Raw genomic sequence first — 1708 nt, 5'->3', positions numbered from 1 at the left:
ACATTTTATACTAAAAACCAAAAGTAAAATTTAAAAGCACTTGGTATTCAATTAGGTAGGTATCAAAATGAAAAAAAATGAAAAAAATAAAAAATACGTATTGACTTTAAAAGGTTATTCTGTTAAACGAATCATTAAGTGCTAGAAACACTAAACATGTAGCGAATAGATTACGAAACAATCTTTTCCTGCTTCAAAATTTGGCTTTATTTTTATGCTATTGTTGGCATATAACGATTTTGTCGGGTGTGGTTACGCTATACAATACCCTTATGGGAAAGGCGTGACGACGGACTACATGCCGTGTTTCTAGCGCCCGGCACTCTTTTAGAGTGTCAATAGAAACTTTAAACATGTAGGAGTTCCCTATGAACAATTTAGTAACAATCAACAATGCTGGTATTGCTGTCACAACTTCTTTGAAAATTGCAGAGGGTGTAGGTAATAAGCACAAAACAGTTATACAGTTGGTTCGTCAAAATATTAAAGACTTCGAAGAACTTGGAAGGGTCGCATTTGAAATGCTACCCTTTGAAACCAAGGGTGGAATACAAAAGAGAGAAGTTGCCATCCTTAATGAATCACAAGCAACTCTACTGATGACATATATGCGCAATAATGGCACGGTGCGTGCATTTAAAAAAGCGCTTGTTAAAGCTTTTTATGAATTAAAAAGCCAATCAAAAAATCATGATTTATTCTCTAGAGATAATGATTTATTTTCTTATGAAAGTTTAAAAGCTTCTGAGGGAATTGGTAAAGTTTTGGGAATGATTGCTGCGCGTTTATCGTATGTAAATGATCTACAAAAAGAGCTTGATCACTACAAATTGGTTACGACAGAAGCCAAGCGCGTTTTAACAAATGCTATTGTAAAAGCAGCTTAAATAACAGGCGGTGCGGGGGCGCCTCCTTATAACCATTTCATTCAAAAATTTATTCAAATGTTAGATTAGGGAGCTACCTATGACCACTAAAAATGTATCCAAAAAATATGAACTCACAGATGAAATCCACCGTATTCCTGAGGGAAAAACTGTACGTCGTATAAGAGCATTAAGAGATTTTGCAGATGTTAAAGCAGGTGATCTCGGTGGCGTTATTGAAAACGAAAAAAGCTTATCACATGATGGTGATTGCTGGGTTTATGATAACGCCATGGTTGCTATGGATTCTGTTGTTTCTGAAAATGCACAAGTGCGTAATAATGCACGTGTTTATAAAAGTGCAAAAATATCAGGCAACGCTATTGTTTGTGACAATGCTCAGGTTTTTCATAATGCAAAAATTTCTGATAATGCAAAAATTTGTGATAACGCAATGGTTAATGGTAATGTTTTTGGCAATGCAGTTGTTTGTGATAATGCTCAGGTCTCTTTTCTTGGTCATATTTCTGATAATGCAAAAGTTTCTGATTATGCGCATGTAACTGGCAGGGTTTATGGAAATGCACGCGTTTATGGAAATGCTTGTATTTATGGATTTTCTGAGATTTACGATGATGCGCAGGTTTATGACAGGGCTACTATTTCTGAGCATGTAAAGGTTTATGGAAATGCACGGGTTTGTGACCAGGCAACGGTTTATAGCAAGCCTCGTACAGATGGCTATGCACCACCTATCTATGTAAAGATTTATGGCAATGCCGTGGTTAATGGCAATCAAAAAATTTCTGAAGATATTTGTGGTGATGATAAAGCAGCGTAAA

2 protein-coding genes are annotated in these 1708 nt (G+C 35.9%); both read left to right on the top strand.

Features of this window, described 5'->3' with window-relative positions; genetic code table 11:
- Positions 1–368 precede the first annotated feature (368 nt).
- Positions 369–887, top strand: coding sequence for a Rha family transcriptional regulator (locus tag ACFIJJ_RS09660; protein ID WP_375646792.1), 519 nt, complete (start codon positions 369–371; stop codon positions 885–887).
- Between the two features lie 79 nt (positions 888–966).
- Positions 967–1707: a hypothetical protein gene (locus ACFIJJ_RS09655; protein ID WP_375626935.1), complete on the top strand. Its 741-nt coding sequence runs from the start codon at positions 967–969 to the stop codon at positions 1705–1707.
- Position 1708 lies beyond the last annotated feature (1 nt).

The sequence above is a fragment of the Bartonella sp. TT29SHDZB genome (assembly GCF_042193395.1).
Classification (GTDB): Bacteria; Pseudomonadota; Alphaproteobacteria; order Rhizobiales; family Rhizobiaceae; genus Bartonella.
The sequence above is the reverse complement of the archived record's forward strand: the minus strand, read 5'-3'. Positions and strand labels throughout refer to the sequence as shown.

Bases quoted from the DNA above. Each gene is read 5' to 3' on its own strand.
- ACFIJJ_RS09660 (WP_375646792.1), top strand. From the start codon at position 369: ATGAACAATTTAGTAACAATCAACAATGCTGGTATTGCTGTCACAACT.
- ACFIJJ_RS09655 (WP_375626935.1), top strand. From the start codon at position 967: ATGACCACTAAAAATGTATCCAAAAAATATGAACTCACAGATGAAATC.